This is a genomic window from Shewanella litoralis (assembly GCF_009828585.1).
Classification (GTDB): Bacteria; Pseudomonadota; Gammaproteobacteria; order Enterobacterales; family Shewanellaceae; genus Shewanella; species Shewanella litoralis.
Map to the genome: position 1 here is coordinate 1 of NZ_WSRZ01000150.1, position 288 is coordinate 288.

General features: G+C 71.9%; 1 protein-coding gene. It reads right to left on the minus strand.

What is annotated here, in order from left to right; translation table 11 throughout:
• On the minus strand, positions 1-288 hold a 288-nt coding region (locus tag GQA99_RS20450; protein ID WP_206194611.1), incomplete at both ends, for a hypothetical protein.

Sequence of the window (288 nt, forward strand, 5' to 3'; positions counted from 1 at the left end):
GGGCCGTTGTCGGTGGAGTACCACCAGGTGCCGTTCGTGGCGTCCGCTCCGGTGACGGCGATGCCGAGCACGGCGCCGGAGTCGACGTCGGTGACGTTGTCGACCTGCCCCGCGGGCGAGGCGAAGTCGACCAGCGAGGACACCAGCGTGCCGACCGCGCCGCTCGGCGCGCCCGCCCCTTCGGCGACGTTGTTGAGCACGGGGGTCTGCAGCGCGTCGAGCACCGGCGCGTCGTTGACCGGATTGACGGTGATGGAGACGGTGGCGGTATCGGTGCTGCTGCCGTCG